22 protein-coding genes are annotated in these 18490 nt (G+C 54.7%); 10 read left to right on the forward strand and 12 right to left on the reverse strand.

The annotated features are described in order from the left end of the window. The first annotated feature begins 91 nt into the window (after positions 1–91). Entirely contained in the window at positions 92–1120 is a 1029-nt protein-coding gene (gene argC / locus IVG45_RS15010; protein ID WP_196434616.1) for an N-acetyl-gamma-glutamyl-phosphate reductase, read from the forward strand. A 132-nt stretch (positions 1121–1252) separates the two neighbouring features. Here the strand turns inward: argC and IVG45_RS15015 are convergent, their stop codons facing one another. From IVG45_RS15015 to IVG45_RS15070, 12 genes are all read right to left on the reverse strand, one after another. Then, positions 1253–1756, reverse strand: a complete 504-nt coding sequence (locus IVG45_RS15015) for a GNAT family N-acetyltransferase (protein ID WP_196434617.1) — start codon at positions 1754–1756, stop codon at positions 1253–1255. A gap of 255 nt (positions 1757–2011) precedes the next feature. Continuing rightward, positions 2012–3163 carry a heme d1 biosynthesis radical SAM protein NirJ gene (gene nirJ / locus IVG45_RS15020; RefSeq protein ID WP_196434618.1) on the reverse strand — a complete coding sequence of 384 codons (1152 nt, stop codon included), beginning with the start codon at positions 3161–3163 and terminating at the stop codon, positions 2012–2014. A gap of 3 nt (positions 3164–3166) precedes the next feature. Next, positions 3167–3646, reverse strand: a complete 480-nt coding sequence (gene ahbB / locus IVG45_RS15025) for a siroheme decarboxylase subunit beta (protein WP_196434619.1) — start codon at positions 3644–3646, stop codon at positions 3167–3169. Then, the gene (locus tag IVG45_RS15030; protein ID WP_196434620.1) at positions 3646–4089 is read right to left on the reverse strand and encodes an Lrp/AsnC family transcriptional regulator; all 444 of its coding nucleotides are present in this window, start codon (positions 4087–4089) and stop codon (positions 3646–3648) included. Before IVG45_RS15030 ends, ahbB (IVG45_RS15025) begins: the two co-directional genes overlap by 1 nt. Further along, positions 4082–4582, reverse strand: a complete 501-nt coding sequence (gene ahbB, locus IVG45_RS15035; RefSeq protein WP_196434621.1) for a siroheme decarboxylase subunit beta — start codon at positions 4580–4582, stop codon at positions 4082–4084. Before ahbB (IVG45_RS15035) ends, IVG45_RS15030 begins: the two co-directional genes overlap by 8 nt. Further along, the gene (locus IVG45_RS15040) at positions 4575–5030 is read right to left on the reverse strand and encodes an Lrp/AsnC family transcriptional regulator (RefSeq protein ID WP_196434622.1); all 456 of its coding nucleotides are present in this window, start codon (positions 5028–5030) and stop codon (positions 4575–4577) included. Before IVG45_RS15040 ends, ahbB (IVG45_RS15035) begins: the two co-directional genes overlap by 8 nt. A 2-nt stretch (positions 5031–5032) precedes the next feature. Beyond that, positions 5033–6211, reverse strand: a complete 1179-nt coding sequence (locus IVG45_RS15045) for a cytochrome D1 domain-containing protein (RefSeq protein ID WP_196434623.1) — start codon at positions 6209–6211, stop codon at positions 5033–5035. A 12-nt stretch (positions 6212–6223) separates the two neighbouring features. Beyond that, positions 6224–6829 (reverse strand): Uma2 family endonuclease, encoded by a 606-nt coding sequence (locus IVG45_RS15050; RefSeq protein WP_196434624.1) that lies wholly within the window; start codon positions 6827–6829, stop codon positions 6224–6226. 54 nt (positions 6830–6883) lie between these two features. Then, entirely contained in the window at positions 6884–7291 is a 408-nt protein-coding gene (locus tag IVG45_RS15055; RefSeq protein WP_196434625.1) for a DUF3465 domain-containing protein, read from the reverse strand. Beyond that, positions 7288–7596 (reverse strand): c-type cytochrome, encoded by a 309-nt coding sequence (locus IVG45_RS15060; protein WP_196434626.1) that lies wholly within the window; start codon positions 7594–7596, stop codon positions 7288–7290. Before IVG45_RS15060 ends, IVG45_RS15055 begins: the two co-directional genes overlap by 4 nt. Positions 7597–7599: 3 nt before the next feature. Next, positions 7600–7908: a c-type cytochrome gene (locus IVG45_RS15065; protein WP_196434627.1), complete on the reverse strand. Its 309-nt coding sequence runs from the start codon at positions 7906–7908 to the stop codon at positions 7600–7602. Next, the gene (locus tag IVG45_RS15070) at positions 7905–9488 is read right to left on the reverse strand and encodes a nitrite reductase (protein WP_196434628.1); all 1584 of its coding nucleotides are present in this window, start codon (positions 9486–9488) and stop codon (positions 7905–7907) included. Before IVG45_RS15070 ends, IVG45_RS15065 begins: the two co-directional genes overlap by 4 nt. A 204-nt stretch (positions 9489–9692) precedes the next feature. Between IVG45_RS15070 and IVG45_RS15075 the strand changes: the two genes are divergently transcribed. The 9 genes from IVG45_RS15075 to IVG45_RS15115 all read left to right on the forward strand — a co-directional run bounded on the left by IVG45_RS15075 (position 9693) and on the right by IVG45_RS15115 (position 18448). Continuing rightward, positions 9693–10256, forward strand: coding sequence for a MarR family winged helix-turn-helix transcriptional regulator (locus IVG45_RS15075; RefSeq protein WP_196434629.1), 564 nt, complete (start codon positions 9693–9695; stop codon positions 10254–10256). Positions 10257–10281: 25 nt separating this feature from the next. Beyond that, positions 10282–11286: a 4-hydroxythreonine-4-phosphate dehydrogenase PdxA gene (pdxA, locus tag IVG45_RS15080; protein WP_196434630.1), complete on the forward strand. Its 1005-nt coding sequence runs from the start codon at positions 10282–10284 to the stop codon at positions 11284–11286. Next, positions 11283–12062 (forward strand): 16S rRNA (adenine(1518)-N(6)/adenine(1519)-N(6))-dimethyltransferase RsmA, encoded by a 780-nt coding sequence (rsmA, locus tag IVG45_RS15085; protein ID WP_196434631.1) that lies wholly within the window; start codon positions 11283–11285, stop codon positions 12060–12062. Before pdxA ends, rsmA begins: the two co-directional genes overlap by 4 nt. Positions 12063–12490: 428 nt before the next feature. Continuing rightward, the gene (locus IVG45_RS15090) at positions 12491–13036 is read left to right on the forward strand and encodes an REP-associated tyrosine transposase (RefSeq protein ID WP_196434632.1); all 546 of its coding nucleotides are present in this window, start codon (positions 12491–12493) and stop codon (positions 13034–13036) included. A gap of 520 nt (positions 13037–13556) precedes the next feature. Continuing rightward, complete coding sequence (adk, locus tag IVG45_RS15095; protein ID WP_196434633.1) at positions 13557–14195, forward strand: adenylate kinase; 639 nt, start codon at positions 13557–13559, stop codon at positions 14193–14195. 74 nt (positions 14196–14269) lie between these two features. Continuing rightward, positions 14270–15685, forward strand: coding sequence for a 3-isopropylmalate dehydratase large subunit (gene leuC, locus IVG45_RS15100; protein WP_196434634.1), 1416 nt, complete (start codon positions 14270–14272; stop codon positions 15683–15685). Next, complete coding sequence (gene leuD, locus IVG45_RS15105; RefSeq protein ID WP_196434635.1) at positions 15682–16320, forward strand: 3-isopropylmalate dehydratase small subunit; 639 nt, start codon at positions 15682–15684, stop codon at positions 16318–16320. Before leuC ends, leuD begins: the two co-directional genes overlap by 4 nt. Positions 16321–16341: 21 nt before the next feature. After that, positions 16342–17421, forward strand: coding sequence for a 3-isopropylmalate dehydrogenase (gene leuB, locus IVG45_RS15110; RefSeq protein ID WP_196434636.1), 1080 nt, complete (start codon positions 16342–16344; stop codon positions 17419–17421). A 4-nt stretch (positions 17422–17425) separates the two neighbouring features. Next, complete coding sequence (locus tag IVG45_RS15115) at positions 17426–18448, forward strand: aspartate-semialdehyde dehydrogenase (RefSeq protein WP_196434637.1); 1023 nt, start codon at positions 17426–17428, stop codon at positions 18446–18448. The last annotated feature ends 42 nt before the right edge of the window (positions 18449–18490 follow it).

Below are 18490 nucleotides of genomic sequence, written 5' to 3' on the forward strand. Positions count from 1 at the left end.
CTTTATTATATGCGGGTTATGGATTTGGCGGCACGGCGGTTTTTGCCGGCCTGATCCTCTTTATACTGGTAATTAGCGAGACGGACAAAACATGATACGGGCTGGCATAGTGGGCGGGACCGGGTATACCGGGGTCGAATTGTTGCGGATATTGGCATTGCATCCGGCAGTAGAGGTTGCCACGGTAACCTCGCGCGCCGATGCCGGGCAACGGGTGGATAATTTGTATCCCAGCCTCAGAGGTTTGTGCGACCTGGTGTTTACGCTGCCCGACCTGGACAATTTAGCCGGCTGCGACGTGGTGTTTTTCGCCACCCCAAACGGCACGGCTATGACCATGGCGGCGGATTTGCTGGCGCGCGGTATCAAGATCATCGATCTGTCGGCCGATTTTCGGATCAAGGAGGTGCATGAATGGGAAAAATGGTACGGCATGCGTCATGCCAGTCCCGAGCTGATTGCCGAAGCGGTCTATGGCTTGCCGGAAGTCAATCGGCAAGCGATCAAGCAGGCCAGCCTGATCGCCTGTCCGGGCTGTTATCCGACGGCGGTGCAACTGGGCTTTTTGCCGCTGCTGGAAGCCGGCCTGATCGATGCGGGGCATCTGATTGCGGACGTCAAATCCGGCGTCAGCGGCGCGGGGCGCAAGGCGGAAATTTCATCCCTGATGAGTGAAACCGGCGAAAGCTTCAAGGCCTATGCGGTGTCCGGCCACCGGCATTTGCCGGAAATCCGGCAAGGCCTGCAACTGGCCTCGCCGCAAAACGTCGGTCTGACCTTTGTGCCGCATTTGACGCCGATGATACGCGGGATTCACGCCACGTTGTATGCGCGCTTAAATACCGGCGTAGATCTGCAAACCGTGTTCGAGCAACGTTATCAAACCGAGCGTTTTGTCGATGTATTACCGGCCGGCACCCATGCCGATACCCGCAACGTGCGCGGCAGCAACCGCTGCCAGATTGCAGTGCACCAACCGCAAGGCGACGACACGGTGGTGATTTTGTCGGTGATCGATAATCTGGTGAAAGGCGCATCGGGGCAGGCGGTGCAGAACATGAATCTGATGTTTGACTTGCCCGAACAACAAGGTTTGGAAACCGTGGCGTTGTATCCCTGAGCCAGCATGACTGTCATTAATGATGCCATCTTTGGCGCTGGTGGGCATTTAGCAAAATGCAAACGCGAAATCAGGCACCATGAACGACGCTGCCGGAAGCCAATCGGCCCTGGCTCTGGCTAGCTGGAAAAATTATTCGGCGATCTCGCCGAAATCGAGGCCTCGACAGAAGAACACGCTGTCCACCAGCATCAACGGAAAACAGGCTGGCAAATCGGCTTTAGCTATTTCAGTAAATCCGTTCTTACGGTAAAAACGCTGGGCGGCGGTGAATTGCGCAGTAGTCCCCAGATAGATTTGCCGTATCCGGTTCCGTCGGCTCCAGGCCAACAGTTCCGCCAGCAACGCATCGGCAACGCCATATTGCTTGCCGCGCCACGGCGCGGCGACGAACATTTTACGTAACGCGGCCTGATTATTTCCGATGTCCAGCAGAGCAATACAGCCGATCACCACGCCATCGTCCAGCGCCACCCAGAAATTGCCGCCGCCGTTTTGATAAAACACGGGGACTTCCAGTAAATCGGGCTGCTCCGCCAACGTTATATCGATACCGAATTCGCGTTGCTGGATTGGTAAAATCAATTCAATGACACCGGTTTGGTGTTGGAGCGAAAACGGTGTGATTTCAATCATGCCAACATCAATGCTCGCTAAACTTTTAAAAATTTTGATTTCATGGATCGTATCGGCATATCACCCCGCTAGATGATTTGCAACGCCCCCGGAATAACGCGCCGTGACGGCGAAGTTGTTCGCGTCGGTTCATTCTCTTTATAAATCACCGATGCCCGGCCTTCGAAATTAAAACACCGGAGCTAACGGATTAAACCATTCCCGACAAGTTCGGATAAAATCCTCGGCATCGACAGCTGTCCATGCGCTTTCTTGTTATTGTTCGGAGCTAGCCTCAATCTCATCATCATCCAAATAACAGCCCGGATCTTCGGCCCAAAAATCCCCGCTGATTTGATGAGCCCGCACCCGGGTGTTGCCGTTACAAATGGCTTGGTAATGGCAGCTACCGCAGCGGCCCTTTAGCGGCCTGGGTACGGATTTCAAACCCGCCATTAACGGGTCGGACACATCTGGCCAGATTTCGGAAAACGGCCTGTTCCGAACATTGCCTAAGCCATAGTGCCACCAAAAGGTATCGGGATGCACGTTGCCGAGATTATCGATGTTGGCGACGTTAACGCCGGAGGCATTGCCGCCCCATTGCCGCAGTTTGGCCTGCATATGTTCCGCGTGCTCGGGAAAGCGGCGCTTGACCCAATGCAGAAAGTACACCGCGTCGGCATCGTTATTGCCGGTGACCACTTCCCGCTGCAATCCCTGTTGCTCCCAACTTAAAGATTTCTCGAACAGCATATCCATCACCTGCCGGGTCAATTGGAACGCGGCATCGTCCTTACGGTTTTTGTTGCCGCGGCCGCCGTAATTCAGATGCGACAGATAAAATTTATCGATGTCTTCGTCGTCCATCAATTGCAACAGCGCGTCGAAATCGTGGGCATTATCCTGCGTCAACGTGAAGCGCACGCCGGCTTTGATATTGTGCTCCCGGCACAAGCGAATCCCCGCCAACGAGGCGTCGAATGAACCCTGTTTCTGGCGGAACTTGTCGTGCGCTTCGCGCATGCCATCCAGGCTGACGCCGATGTATTGATAGTCGATGGCGGCAATTTGCTCGATATTGTTTTCATTAATCAGCGTGCCGTTGCTGGACAAGGCCACATAAAAGCCCATGTCGCGGGCCCGCTGCGAGATGGCAAAAATATCCGGATGCAGCAGCGGTTCGCCGCCGGACAAAATCAGCACCGGCACTTTGAAGGCTTTCAGGTCGTCCATCACCGCGTATATTTCCGGCGTGGACAATTCGCCGGGGAAATTGATGTCGGCGGAGGTGGTATAGCAATGCTTACAGGTCAGGTTGCAACGGCGGATCAGATTCCAGATTACCACCGGCCCCGACGGTTTGCGCGGCGGGGTCAATGGCGTCGGCTGCAATAGTTCGCGCGTGTATTGGCTGAGTCGAAACATCTGTTACCCCGTTATCCGTAAGCCGGTTTTCTTCAAGATTTTGCTGCTGTACAGCACCGTCTGCCGGCGGGAATCAGCACCCAGCAAATCGGCAATAATGGCTATCTGCCGCTCTGCGTCCTGCTCGGTCTTGCCATGCACCATGGCGAACAGGTTATACGGCCAATCCGGCAGATAGCGGGGCCGTTGATAGCAATGGCTGACAAAGGGCAGTTCGGCGACACGTTGCCCCAGCATGTCTACGTGGTTATCGTCGACATCCCAGACCGTCATGCCGTTATATCGATAACCGAGTTTGTAATGATTGGGCACGGCGGCGATACGGCGGATCACGCCGGCCTCCCGCATGTCGGCCATGCGCAGCATCACTTCCTGGGCGCTCAGGCCCAATTGCTCGGCCACGGCCCGATACGGTTCGGCCACCAATGGCAAACCGGCTTGGGTGGCCTGGATGATTTGTCGGTCTATCGCGTCGAGTTTCATCAGGCTTCCAGCTGCAAACCCACGTAATATTCGCTGATTTTCGGCATGTTGTAGACGCTCAGACCGGTTTGCAGTTCGATTTGCCCGATTACGTCTTGCACTTGTTCCGGCCTTTCGGTAGCCAGCACAAACCACATATTCAAACTATGGTTCCTGGCATAGTTATGCGCCACTTCCGGAAAACCGTTGACGATTTCGGTCACTTCCTCGAAACGTTCATCCGGCACCTTGAGAGCCGCCAATGTCAGCGCGCCGCCCATGTGCTCGGCGTGATACATCGGCCCGAAGCGCGACAACACGCCGTCGGCCAGCAAGCGTTGCAGCCTGTTCAGTAAATCCGCTTCGGTGATGCCGAGTTGATCGGCCACCCGCCGATACGGCGCTTCGCAGATTGGAAAATCCTGTTGCAGCCGGTTGATGATGGTTTTGTCGATGTCATCCATGGCCGACCTCCAGCTGTGGCTGCCGATAAAGCGCCCCGCGCTGCTTGAAACAGCGGCGGCTGAACAGTACTTCGAACGCGATGCCGGACAAGCCGCAGCTTTGCTGCAACGCCGCCCATTGCTGCAGCACCAATTCGCGGCTCTTGCCGTGTATCATGCAATACAGGTTGTACGGCCAGGTTTCGCCCTGCCGCGGCCGCTGGTAGCACAGATTGACGCATTGCTGTTGACTGACCCGTTGGCCAACCGCCGCCACATCTTCGTCCGGAATATCCATCACGATCATCGCATTGGCCCGGTAGCCCAGCTGCCTGTGTTTGACCACCACCCCCCAGCGCTTGATCAATCCTTGGGTTTTCAGACTCATCAAGCGGTTGATGACGTCCTGCTCGCTGAGCGCCAATTGCTCGGCTATCGCGGCATAGGGCCGGGCCGCGATCGGCAGGCCGGCCTGCACGGCCGCAATCAGCTGAAAATCGATAGCGTCAATCATGCAGATTCAACTCGAAACCCAGGTTGATGAAATAATCGGCCAACATCGGCAGCGGCATGGCTCGGTAACCGGTTTTTGCTTCAATATCGGCAATCACCGCCTGCAGATGGGCTTCGCCGTCAGCAATCAACACAAACCACAGATTGAAGCGGTTTTCCCGCTCGTAATTGTGATTGACTTCCGGATAGGCGCTGACCAATTCGGCGACGCGCGGCAAATCCGCTTCCGGCACCGCCATCGCCACCAGCGCGCTGTTGCCTATCGCATTCGGCGCAATCACCGGGCCGATGCGGCTGATCATTTGTTGCTCGGATAAGGCCTGAAACGCCGACAAAACCTCGTCCTCGCTGACACCCAACTGCTCGGCAATATCCCGATACGGAGTGGGGCTGAGCGGAAAATCCTGCTGATAATTGTTTAACAGCTGCTTGTGCAAGGGCGACAACATGCTTACAAACCCAGTTGATTGGCGCGGTTACTGAAGAAAATCCCGCTGGGTTTTTGCGCCGGCAAGCGGGCGGTTTCAGCCAGGGTTTCGGTGTCGTACACCATCACCCGGTCTTCATCGCGTACAGCCAGCCAAACCGCTTCGCCGCGCGGGCTGAATTCCATGTGCAGTACCGCCTTGCCGGGTTGCAGAGTTTTAACCACCTTGAAATCCTTGACGTCGATCACCTGCACGGTCTGATTGTCCGGGAAGGCGAAATTCACCCACACCTGCCGTCCATCCGGGCGAGACATCACGAAGACCGGCTGGCCGGCCACCGGAATGCGCCGAACCAACGACCAATCCCGGGTATCGACCACCAGCACTTCATGGCGGCCGATGGCGGGCACCAACAACCAGTTGCCGGCCACCGTCCAGCCTTCCAGATGCGGCATTTTATAAACCGGGGTTTGCGCGTCGTCCTTGCCGTAATCTTGCAGGATGTGTTTGACGCCCTGCTCCGGCTGCCACAAATCCAGCAGAGCCAAGCCTTTTTCGCCGAACAGACCGGCAGCGTAGAAATGCCCATCCGGCGTCAACAAGGCATCGTAGGGCTGCTTGCCGATGTCCTGGAATTTTTGCACTTGCGGTTGGCGCGGATTCTTGGCATCGATCAGCCAGATTTGGTTGCCTTCAAACAAGCTGCAGACGAAACGTCGACCGGGCGCATCGACCAAGCCGACCACCTTGGATAATTGATTGTCTTCACCATAAACCGCCGGAATTTCCGCCAGTTGCTCCAGCGTATCGGCATCAAACAGTTTCACGCCGCCCGGCGTGTAGTTGGACACGGCGATGACCTTGCCATCCTGCGAGATAGCTCCGCCTATGCTGTTGCCGGCCTGGATGATGCGGTTGGCTATCTTGTCTTGCAGCAAATCGATCTTGCTCAAACCGCCGTCGCGCCCAAACACGTAGGCGTAGTGCTGATCGCGGGAAAACACCACCGAAGCGTGGGACAAGTCGCCCAAGCCCTCGATGCGGCTAAGCATGGCGGGCTTGCTGGTGTTGACGATTTGCACGCTGCCTTGCTCGCGCTCGATCACTACGCCGAGGTCGCCGGTGGCGCGCAATTCGGCCTGGCTGCATGCCGCCAACAGCAAAGGAAAAATCAACGGTAGGGTGTTAAATAGGGGTTTCATAATCTTGAATGCTTAGTCGGCGAATACTTCCTGCAAGTCGATCGTGCAATCCGGAAACAAATAAGGGCTGGCGCTGTCTTCGCCGGCAAACATGTTCAGCAACCGGTATAGATCCTGTTCTTCGTCGAGCACAAATTGGTGCACCGCCTGCTCGAATGGATAAACGATCCAGTATTCCTTGACCCCGCTTTCCCGATACAGCTCGAATTTGGTCTGGATTTCCTTTTTGGAGTTGCCCTTGGACAAAATCTCGATGATCCAGTCCGGCGCCCCCAGGCAACCGCGTTGATCGAGCTTTTCGGTATCGCAAATCACGCATAAATCGGGTTGGACGACAGTAAAAATATCCTGATTGGCCACCACCGATTTGCGGCGGTCATACAGGCGCACATCGAAGGGCGCGGCAAACAACTGGCAAGCTTGCCTCTTGAACTGCGCGTAGAGAATACCCGTCAGCCGCGTGGCAATTCGCTGATGATCCAGACTCGGCGCCGGGCTTATCAAACTGACCTTGCCCCTGAACAATTCTATGGTTTCGTCCAAACGCCAAGTCAGGTAATCCGCATAAGAATATCTGCCGTTTAAATCCAGTTGAGAAAGATGCGTGACTATTGCCATGAGTTTACCTCTGGGTTTAATGCCTGCGTTCCATGATTGTAAAGCTAACCCGGACTATTGATAGGTGCGCCCGGCATGCTGGAGCCAGCCGCCAACATGCCGCCGCTGGGGATCATGGTGGGTCCAGTGCAAGGTGCCGCCCTTCTCGCTCCATTCGTATTCGCCGAAAAAGGCTACCTTATCGCCGATCCGCAAAGCCTCTATCCTGTCCGCCAGATCGATATTGTGCGCAATCAACAGGGTTTGCCCCGAGTTCAAGCGCAGAATAAAGCGTTGGTGGCGGCTGCCGTGATTGTCGTCCGGCAATAGTTTAATCACCGTGCCTTCGCCTTCGATTTGCAAATCGCTACGTTGCTGCCGGTAGGCTTGTTCGATTAACCCATCAGCGGCTGAATTGTCGGCCAAAACCAGCTGCTGCAACGAAATCAGCACGCTAAACGCTAATAGCACAACTTTGTTCATTGCCCGAATCCTTGCCGCAATTGGCGAATCAGCCAAGCCGTTTCCTCGACGTTCAAAAACGGCTGCCACGGAGGCATTGCGGTGCCGGCCCGACCTTTTTGGATCGCATCCAGCAACAGTTCGTCGCTCTTGCCGGCCAACGCCTCCGGCATCAACGACGGCCCCAAGCCGCCCTTGGGCGGCAGGCCGTGACAGGAACCGCAATCGTGCTTGAGCATATTCAGCAGTTCCTGCTGCCGCTGCGGATTTGGTGCGTCCGCAACAGCGACATTGCAAAGCAAGGCTATCAACCAGACAAAGCGCATAAGCTACGGCTTGACGCTACCGTAATAACCGGCGATGTCGTTGATTTCGGCATCGGTCAGAGAGCCGGCAATCGCGTTCATAATATCCGACACACGAGTTTTATCACGATATTGCTTGATGGCGGTTTTCAGGTACTCGGGATCACGACCACCCAAGGGCGGAAATGGCGCGTCGGCGCTAGGCATGCGAATGCCGTGGCATTGCGAGCAAACCGCCGCCGCTTTGGCTTGCCCGACATACAAACTGGCCGCCTGGCTGGAGCCGGCCAGCGACAAGCCCGCTAGCAGTACAATGGAGGATTTCAATTTCATTTTGATTGCTCCATTTCGTCGGGTGACAAACCACGGGTCATGTATTTGACGCGGCCTCTGGAGAAAATCCCGGCCGGGCTTTCCATCGGAACGGTAGCAACTTTTTGTAACGAGGTGGAATCGTAAACCACCACTTCGTCGCCGTTATAGCCGGCGCTGATATATAAAAACTTGCCGTCGGCGCTATATTCCGGGAAGTAAGCGTGGCCGCCGACATCCAGGGTTTTCACCACTTCCAGAGTTTTCTTGTCGATCAACTGCACGGTGCGGGCGCGTCTGTCCTTGCTGATGATGTCCACCGCTACGTAGGGCGCGTTGGCGTGCGCGGCGGGCGATTCGGTGCCGCCGGAAACCGGGATTTGTTTGACCACTTCCATTTTATCCAGGTCCCAAACGCTGACCACCATCTTGTCGCAATCGCCAAAGTTGGTACCGAAGCCCAGGGTTCGGCCGTCAACCTTGACCGCCGAACCGCCACCGACATGCGGCACACAACCGGCCGGCAGTTGTTTGATCAACTTGCGCTCTTCCAAGTCGATGGCGGCGACGATGCTGTCGTCGTAAGAAGCCACCATCAATTTTTTACCGCCGTGAGTCAGGAAGGCGTCATGTAAATGACGACCGACTTTCTCGATCTTGGTAACCGGAAAACCTTCTTTTTTGTAATCGACAATCCAAACCTGGCCGGCATTTTCCAGCGCAATGGCGAAAATATCGGCATACGGTGTGCCGATGATCATGCCGGAATCGGACGACACCTGTTTACCGTCGGGGTCAATGCCTTCCAGCTCGAAAGTTTTCAACGGCTCCAACGTATCGGCATCGAGAATCACCGCGTTATGCGGCACGAAAGAGCCGGCCATGATGTATTTGCCGTCGCGGGAAACTCCCATGCCGGGGCCGTTCCAGCCGGTTTTGATGCTACGGGTGGCTTGCATGGAATACAAATCGACCTTGAAAATCTCGGCGGTATCGGTTTTTACATAGGCCCAACGCGGATTGGCCGGGTTGAAGTCGATAATGTGCGCGGCGGTACCGGTAGACACTTCGCCGACTTTTTGGTGCGTGGCGCTGTTGATAAAAATCGCTTTGGAACCTTCGCCACGACCGTATTTACCGCGCGCCGCCACCCCGATCAGATTTTCAAACTTTTCGTCGATTTGGAAAGTAGGCTTGGCCGGCAAGGTGCTTTCATCTTTAACATAGACTTTCAGCGACTTTTTCATGTCGTCGATAGTCCAGGCCGGATTCGGTTGCTTTGGCGTTTCCTGCAGATGTTTGATGACGCCGCGAATCTCGTCGTCGGACAGTTTGCCGTAAAACGGAGGCATCAGGGTGTCAAAGCTGCCGGCCATCACAATAGTACGAAGCGCGGTCGGGCTGCGACCTTTCAAGGTTTCGCTATTCAGGGCCGGCGCCAGATAACCGCCGTGATCGGAACCGTGGCAACTGGCGCAGTTGTCCTGATACAGCTGATGCATGTTGTCGGATTTTGCCATTGCCATCCCGGATGACAATAACGTGGCGATCGAAACCGCTAGAAGGGATTGATTCAGTCGTTTTGTATTCGTTATTTTCATTATGAATTCCTGTCATCCGCGAGTTAAAAAAAGAGCCAACGCGAGAGCATTAAACCATAAAAGCCAGGCTATACCGCCTTTCACGCACCGTTATGGAACAATTTCTGGTTGACTCGAGGCCGAATGTTATAAAATTTCGAGTCGCTATTAAACTGCCTGAGCCGCGCGCTTGTCAACCCCAGGAGCAATGATAGAATGCACCTTATGTCACAGACCGATATTTACGAACTCATAGAATGCATGACCGCGCTGATACGCTCCGAAGAGCGTAAAAAATGCACGGAGCTGGGCTTGCAACCGGTACATTTTCAGGTATTGAACTACCTGTCGCGCTGCAACAAATACAGCAATACGCCGGCCGCCGTCGCCAATTACCTAGGCATGACCCGTGGCACGGTATCGCAGTCGCTGATCATTCTGGAAAAAAAAGGCTTCATCGAAAAGACCCCGGATCCAAGGGACAAGCGTGTGATTCATCTGCGCTTGCTGCCGGAAGGCATAAGCATTTTGAAGCAAGCCCGCCCGTCCGGCCTGTTCAACAGCGCAACCGACATTCTGAAAGGCGGCGGCCCCGTACTTTCCGATGCCAATGTGTTCGAACAAGCCCTGACCGCGCTGCAAAAAGCCAATCAATCCCAATCGTTCGGCGTTTGTAAGACCTGCCGCAATTTTAGCGAAAAAGACGGCGAGTTTTTCTGTCAGCTGACTCAGGAAAAGCTGACCGACGGTGACAGCGAGCAAATCTGTCAGGAACACAAACCGGTTTGACCGGGCACACCTTGAACACCTCATCATGACACATACCGAATCAGTGCCGCGCATCGCCCTGACGCCGGGCGAACCGGCCGGTATCGGCCCCGATTTATGCGTGCAACTGGCACAGGAACCGCAGTCTTGCCAATTGATTGCCATAGCCGACCCCGATCTTCTCCGCCAACGTGCTGAACAACTAAGTTTGCCGCTGAATATACGACTGTTTGACCACACTCAACCGGCCTCCGTGGCAGCGGCCGGCAGTCTGACCGTGTTGCCGGTGAAGCTGGCCGCGCCCGCGGTTTGCGGCCAACTCAATCCGGCCAACAGCCACTATGTGATGGAAACCATCCGCATCGCTGCTCGGGGTTGCCTCGACGGCACTTTTGCCGCCATGGTCACCGCACCGGTGCACAAAGCCGTCATCAATGATGCCGGCCTCCCATTCAGCGGCCACACAGAATTCATCGCAGGCATCACCGGCGGCACCCCGGTGATGATGCTCGCCACCTCCGGTCTGCGGGTTGCCTTAGCCACCACCCACCTGCCGCTGTCGCAAGTCAGCGCGGCAATCACCCAACAGTCACTGACCGAAGTCATCCGCCTGCTGGACCGGGACTTAAGACTACGTTTCGGCCTTGCCCAACCCAACATTCTGGTTTGCGGCTTGAACCCGCATGCCGGCGAAAACGGCCATTTGGGCAGGGAAGAAATCGAAGTTATCGAACCGGTATTAAATCAATTACGCGGCGAAGGCATCAACCTGCAAGGCCCGTTGCCCGCCGACACCCTGTTCACTCCTAAATATCTGGAAACAGCCGATGCGGTACTGGCGATGTATCACGACCAAGGTCTGCCGGTACTGAAATACAAAGGCTTCGGCCAGGCCGTCAACATCACCCTGGGCCTGCCCATCATCCGTACCTCGGTCGACCACGGCACCGCCCTGGAACTGGCCGGCAGCGGCAAGGCCAATCGGGGTAGTTTGCGGTTTGCTCTGGAAACCGCGCTCAACATGATCCCATCACAGACAAAAACCCCATGACGCACCAACCCCGCAAACGCTTCGGCCAGAATTTTCTGCACGATGTCAATATCATCAACAACATCCTGTCTCACGCCCATCCGCAAACCGGAGAACATTGGGTGGAAATCGGCCCCGGCCTTGGCGCGTTGACCAAGCCTTTATTAAATACCGGAGTAAAGCTGGATGTGGTGGAATTGGACCGGGATTTGGTCAGCCGCCTGCAAAAACAGTATGCCGGCAATGAAAAGCTGACTATTCACAGCGCCGATGCACTAAATTTCGACTTTAACGCGCTGGCAAAAGCCGGCGAAAAATTGCGTGTAATCGGCAATCTGCCTTACAACATCTCGACGCCGTTGATGTTTCATTTGCTGGAAAATAGCGGTTGTATCGAGGATATGCATTTCATGCTGCAGAAGGAAGTCGTTAACCGAATTTGCGCCGAACCCGGCAGCAAAAAATACGGCCGCCTCAGCGTGATGATGCAATATTTTTGCGAAACGGAATGGCTGTTCGATGTGCCGCCGGAAAGTTTCGACCCCGCCCCGCAGGTCATGTCGGCCATCGTGCGTTTGGTGCCATACGCCAAACCACCGGTTGAAATTACGGATTTTCAGCATTTCAGCCGATTGGTCACCCAGGCCTTCTCGCAACGCCGGAAAACCCTGCGTAATTCGCTGAAAAACTATATCGCCGAAGACGCGATAGCGGCATTGGGCATCGATGCCAATTTACGCGCCGAATCGGTGTCGCTGGAGGAATTTGCCTTGATTAGTCGGCATAGCCAGCCTTAAGGGCCAATCTACGGGCAATTGCCGTAACCCGATTTGGAAGATTTCGATTTTGGATGTCGCTATCGCGACAGTTTTATCTAAGTCGGTTCTCGGACCGACAGCCGCTTCTCGCTTTTGACGAGGGTTTTCGAAGGGCCATCCCTGGCCCTGCGAAAACGAGCGGCATCCATGCCGCCCCCACCCCCCTTCAGGCCTATTTCGCCAAAAGCTGCGATGCTCGAGGCGGAATAACGGGAACAACCCCGTCGCGAGCTGAAAGGCTATTAAAGGATTTTGAAAGCCAGGAATTGTAATTGTGTTGCAGGACGCTACCGACGATAAAAGGCGCATCTAATGAAAAGCAGGCGTAGGGTGGGCACATGCTTTTTGTGCCCACGCGGAATAAACCATAACGTTTGAATTAACCCTCACAAATACAACCGAAAACAATGTCCCGTTACCGCCGCTCCCAAACACCCGGTGCAACGTATTTCTTTACGGTGGTGACCTATCGGCGGCAAGCGATTTTGTGCGATGCGCCGATACGCGAGGCCTTGCGCAAGGCGATTGCGGCGGTGCGCGCCAAACGACCGTTCACCATCGATGCCTGGGTGTTGTTGTCCGACCATTTGCATGCTATCTGGACTTTGCCGCCCGGCGACGCGGATTTTGCCACACGTTGGGCTGTGACCAAACGGCAGGTGAGCGTGAAGTGTGCGAAGGATTATCGGCGCGGCGATTGGATTGGCCCTTCGAAACAAAAACATCGGGAATCGACGCTATGGCAGCGCGGGTATTGGGAGCACCAAATCCGGGACGAATACGATTTCGAACGGCATATGGATTATATTCATTTCAATCCGGTCAAGCATGGGCATTGCCGGCAGGTTACCGATTGGCCGTATTCGACTTTTCATCGATATGCTGAACAAGGGGTTTATCCATTGGATTGGGGAGGCGGTAACGTGGATGATAATTTGGTTGCGGGAGAATGACGTGTTCTCGTGGGCACGAAAAAGCCGTGCCCACCCTACGCATTCCGAAGGTGTATTTCCCGTTATTCCGCCCCGAGCATCGCAGCTTTTGGCGAAATAAGCCCGCAGGGGAGCGGAATGGATGCCGCTCGTTTTCGCAGGGCCAGGGATGGCCCTTCGAAAACCCTCGGCAAAAGCAAGACGCGCAGGAATCTGGCGGAATCCGGGTCGCCTTTTCTTTGGATACTTTCTTTTGGCGAAACAAAAGAAAGTATCCCGCCTGTCGGTGCGGGAACCGACTTTAAATCATCCGTCGCGATAGCGACACCCATAAAACAAAAGCCTACGCCCCACCAAAGACACTTGCATATAAAATACAAGTCCCCAACCTACAGCCAAAAACCAACATTTAACGGCATTCCTATAAGGTTTGCGCTAAAATGCCCGATTTTTTAACGGCTTCCGTAGCCTGATCCGCTGCGGACACCAAACTATTAATATAGACGGCAAAAAGCCGCATTCATGCACCGGAGTTATTGATATGCGTATTATCCTGTTAGGTAGTCCTGGTTCGGGTAAAGGCACACAGGCCCAATTCATCACCGAAAAATTCGCCATTCCGCAAATTTCCACCGGTGACATGCTGCGCGCCGCCGTCCGCGAAGGTACTCCGCTAGGTATCGAAGCCAAAAAAGTCATGGATGCCGGCGGCCTGGTGTCCGACGAGATTATCCTCGGCTTGATCAAGGAACGCATCGCCCAGGACGATTGCAAAAACGGTTTCTTGCTGGACGGCTTTCCGCGCACGATTGCCCAGGCCGAAGGCTTGGCAAACATGGGTGTCGAGCTGGATTATGTGGTGGAAATCGCCGTCGAAGACGAGGAAATCATCAAACGCATGAGCGGTAGACGCGTGCATCTGGCTTCCGGCCGTACTTATCATGTGGTATTCAATCCGCCGAAAGTGGAAGGATTGGACGACGTCACCGGCGAAGCGCTAATCCAGCGTGACGACGACAAGGAAGAGACCGTGCGTAAACGTCTGACCGTCTACCACGAACAAACCAAGCCGCTGGTCGGCTTTTATTCCGCGCCCGGTCAAAAAGCCAAATTTTCAACTATCGCCGGCGTCGGCTCTGTCGGCGAAATCACCGACAAAGTATTCGCGGTGTTGAATTAAACCATCGTAGGGTACGCATCGCGTACCTTTAGCTTTCGGTACGCGGTGCGTACCCTACCTAAAGAGAAACCAAAATGGCAGGTAAAACCTTATACGACAAACTCTGGGACGACCATGTCGTCCATACCGAAGACGACGGCTCATGCCTGATTTACATCGACCGGCAATTGCTGCACGAAGTGACATCGCCGCAAGCCTTCGACGGCTTGCGTCTGGCCCATCGCCAACCCTGGCGCATCGCCAGAAATCTGGCGGTGGCGGACCACAACGTGCCGACCACCGACCGCGACAAGGGCATCGCCGATCCGGTTTCGCGTTTGCAAGTCGAAACCCTGGAAAACAACTGCAGAGAATTCGGCATTACCGAATTCGACATGGCCGACATTCGCCAAGGCATCGTCCACGTCATCGGCCCGGAACAAGGCGCTACGCTGCCCGGCATGACCATAGTCTGCGGCGATTCTCATACCTCGACTCATGGCGCTTCGGCGGCTTTGGCGTTCGGTATCGGCACATCGGAAGTCGAGCATGCGCTGGCGACCCAATGTCTGGCACAGAAAAAAGCCAAAAACATGTTGATTAAAGTCAACGGCAAGACTGGTCCGGGCGTCACCGCCAAGGACATCGTGTTGGCCATCATCGGCCAAATCGGTACCGCCGGCGGCACCGGTTACACCATCGAGTTTGGCGGCGACGCGATTTGGTCTTTGTCGATGGAAGGCCGGATGACGGTCTGCAACATGGCCATCGAAGCTGGCGCCCGCGCCGGCTTGATCGCGGTAGACGATACTACTATCGATTATTACCAAGGCCGCCCTTACGCGCCCAAAGGCGACGACTGGAACATGGCGGTGCGCTATTGGCAAAATCTGCGCTCCGACAGCTACAGCGGCGATTTATTCGACAAAGTCATCAATATTGATGCCGCCGGGATAAAACCACAAGTCAGCTGGGGCACTTCGCCGGAAATGGTGGTGGCAGTCGATGCCAACGTACCCGATCCTGCGCAGGAAGCAGACCCAACCAAACGCCAAAGCATCGAACGGGCTTTACAATACATGGGTTTACAAGCCGGTCAAAAAATCACCGACATCAAGTTGGATAAAGTCTTTATCGGTTCTTGCACCAATTCGCGGATCGAAGACTTGCGCGCGGCGGCGGCTGTGATTAAAGGCCGCAAAAAAGCGGCTTCCGTCAAACAAGTGTTGATCGTACCCGGCTCGGGTTTGATCAAGCAACAAGCCGAAGCGGAAGGCCTGGACAAAATCTTCACCGCCGCCGATTTCGAATGGCGCGATCCCGGCTGCTCGATGTGTCTGGCAATGAACGCCGACCGCCTGGAAGCCGGCGAGCATTGCGCATCGACATCGAATCGCAACTTTGAAGGCCGGCAAGGCTACGGCGGCCGCACCCACTTGGTCAGCCCAGCCATGGCCGCGGCGGCGGCGATTGCCGGTCATTTTGTCAACATTGCGGAGGACGTCGCATGAAAGCCTTTACTACCTTGACCGCTTTGGTTGCGCCCTTGGACAGAGCGAATATCGATACCGACGCGATCATCCCCAAGCAGTTTTTAAAATCGATACGCCGCGCCGGCTTCGGCCCCTATTTGTTCGACGAATGGCGTTATCTGGATCACGGCGAGCCCGACATGGATTGCACCAACCGTCCATTAAATAAGGACTTCGTGCTGAATCAGCCTCAATATCAAGGCGCGCAAATCCTGCTGACCCGCGAAAACTTCGGCTGCGGCTCCTCGCGCGAGCATGCGCCTTGGGCGCTGGAAGATTACGGTTTCCGGGCGATCATCGCGCCGAGCTTTGCCGACATCTTCTTCAACAACTGCTTCAAGAACGGCATCCTGCCAATCGTGTTGCCTAACGATGACGTCAACAGCCTATTCGACGAATTAAACGACGGTTATCAATTAACTATTGATTTAGAGCAACAAACGATTACAACGCCTTCGGGTAAAATCATCGGTTTTAATATCGATGAAACCCGCAAATATCGTTTATTGAACGGCCTGGACGATATTGCGCTGTCGCTGCAGCATGCCGACAAAATTAAAACCTATGAAGCCGAACGCGCCAAACGTGCTCCCTGGTTGTTCAAAGACGCATAAGTTCCATTGAAAGGTAAAAAAATGCCCAAAAAAATTGCAGTCCTGGCCGGCGACGGCATAGGCCCGGAAATCGTCGCCGAAGCTATCAAGGTTTTGAGTTTTCTGAACACCGACATGAACCTAGGTCTGGTATTCGAGAATGCACTGGTCGGCGGCGCGGCTTATGACGCTTTCGGCACACCACTGCCGCAACAAACCCTAAATCTGTGCAAAAACGCCGATGCAGTATTACTGGGCGCGGTCGGCGGCCCTAAATGGGAACCGCTGGCGCATGCGGTACGTCCCGAGCGAGGCTTATTGGGCATCCGCGCGGAACTGAACCTGTTCTCGAATCTGCGTCCGGCGATTCTGTATCCGCAATTGGTTGATGCATCGACCCTGAAACCGGAAGTGGTATCCGGCCTGGACATCATGATCGTGCGCGAACTGACCGGCGGCATTTACTTCGGTCAGCCACGCGGCGTGCATATCGCCGAAAACGGCGAGCGGGTCGGTATCAACACCAAAATTTACAGCGAATCGGAAATCCGCCGCATTGCTCATTCAGCCTTCCGGATTGCCCAAAAACGCCATAACAAGCTATGTTCGGTCGACAAGGCCAATGTACTGGAAGTCACCGAACTATGGCGGCAAGTCATGACCGAAGTCGGCAAGGAATATCCCGATGTCGCATTGAGCCACATGTATGTCGACAATGCCGCGATGCAACTGGTGCGGGCGCCAAAGCAGTTCGACGTGATCGTCACCAGTAATATGTTCGGCGACATTCTATCCGACACCGCCGCGATGCTGACCGGCTCTATCGGCATGTTGCCATCCGCATCGCTGGACGCCAACGGTAAGGGCATGTACGAACCGATTCACGGTTCGGCGCCGGACATCGCGGGATTAGGCATCGCCAATCCATTGGCAACAATATTGTCGGTGGCGATGATGCTACGCTACACCTTTAATCAAAACCAAGCCGCCGAACGCATCGAGCAAGCCGTCAATACCGCGCTGGACTCGAATGTCAGGACGGCGGATATTTATTCCGAAGGCATGACCAAGGTCAGCACTTCCGGCATGGGCGACGCCGTACTCAACGCCTTAAAAGGATAACTCCATGTCAAAAACCTATGATGTCGCAGTCGTTGGCGCCACCGGCGCGGTCGGTGAAACCATGATCGCTATCTTGGAAGAGCGTAATTTTCCGGTCGGTAAAGTCTATGCACTGGCCAGCGAGCGTTCGGCCGGCAAGCGTATTCCTTTCAAAGGCGGATCGCTGGTAGTTGAAGACTTGGCGACTTTTGATTTCTCCAAGGTCCAGATCGGCCTGTTCTCGCCCGGCGCCTCGGTGTCGGCCGAATACGCGCCGAAAGCCGCCGCAGCCGGCTGCGTGGTAATAGACAACACCTCGCAATTCCGCTATGACGACGATATTCCCTTGGTCGTACCGGAAGTCAATCCGGAAAAAGTCGCCGACTATAAAAATCGTGGCATCATCGCCAACCCCAATTGTTCGACTATTCAGATGCTGGTCGCCTTGAAGCCGATCTACGATGAAGTCGGCATCAGCCGCATCAACGTAGCCACCTATCAGGCAGTGTCAGGCACTGGCAAGGAAGCGATTGAGGAACTGGCGACGCAAACCGCCAATCTGCTGAACGCAAAACCGGTCAGCGCCAGTGTTTATCCGAAACAAATCGCCTTCAACGTATTGCCGCAAATTGATGTTTTCATGGACAACGGCTATACCAAGGAAGAAATGAAAATGGTATGGGAAACTCAAAAAATCATGGGCGATACCGATATTCTGGTGAATCCGACGGCGGTTCGTGTGCCTGTATTTTATGGCCACTCGGAAGCAGTACATATTGAGACCAAACAAAAAATTTCGGTGGCAAGGGTTCGTGAATTATTGGAATCCGCTCCTGGCGTGACAGTGTTGGATGATCGTGTCGATGGCGGCTATCCGACCGCCGTAACCGAGTCTTCCGGACACGACGATGTCTATGTCGGCCGGATTCGTGAAGACATCTCTCATCCTAACGGTATAGACTTATGGGTAGTGGGCGACAATGTTCGAAAAGGTGCGGCACTTAACAGTGTGCAGATAGCCGAGGTGCTGGTAAAAAATTACATCTAGTCTAAGATTAGCAAGCGTATTTGATGCATCTGTCCGAAAGTT

Origin of the sequence: Methylomonas sp. LL1 (assembly GCF_015711015.1) — a bacterium.
In the GTDB taxonomy this organism is placed as follows: domain Bacteria; phylum Pseudomonadota; class Gammaproteobacteria; order Methylococcales; family Methylomonadaceae; genus Methylomonas.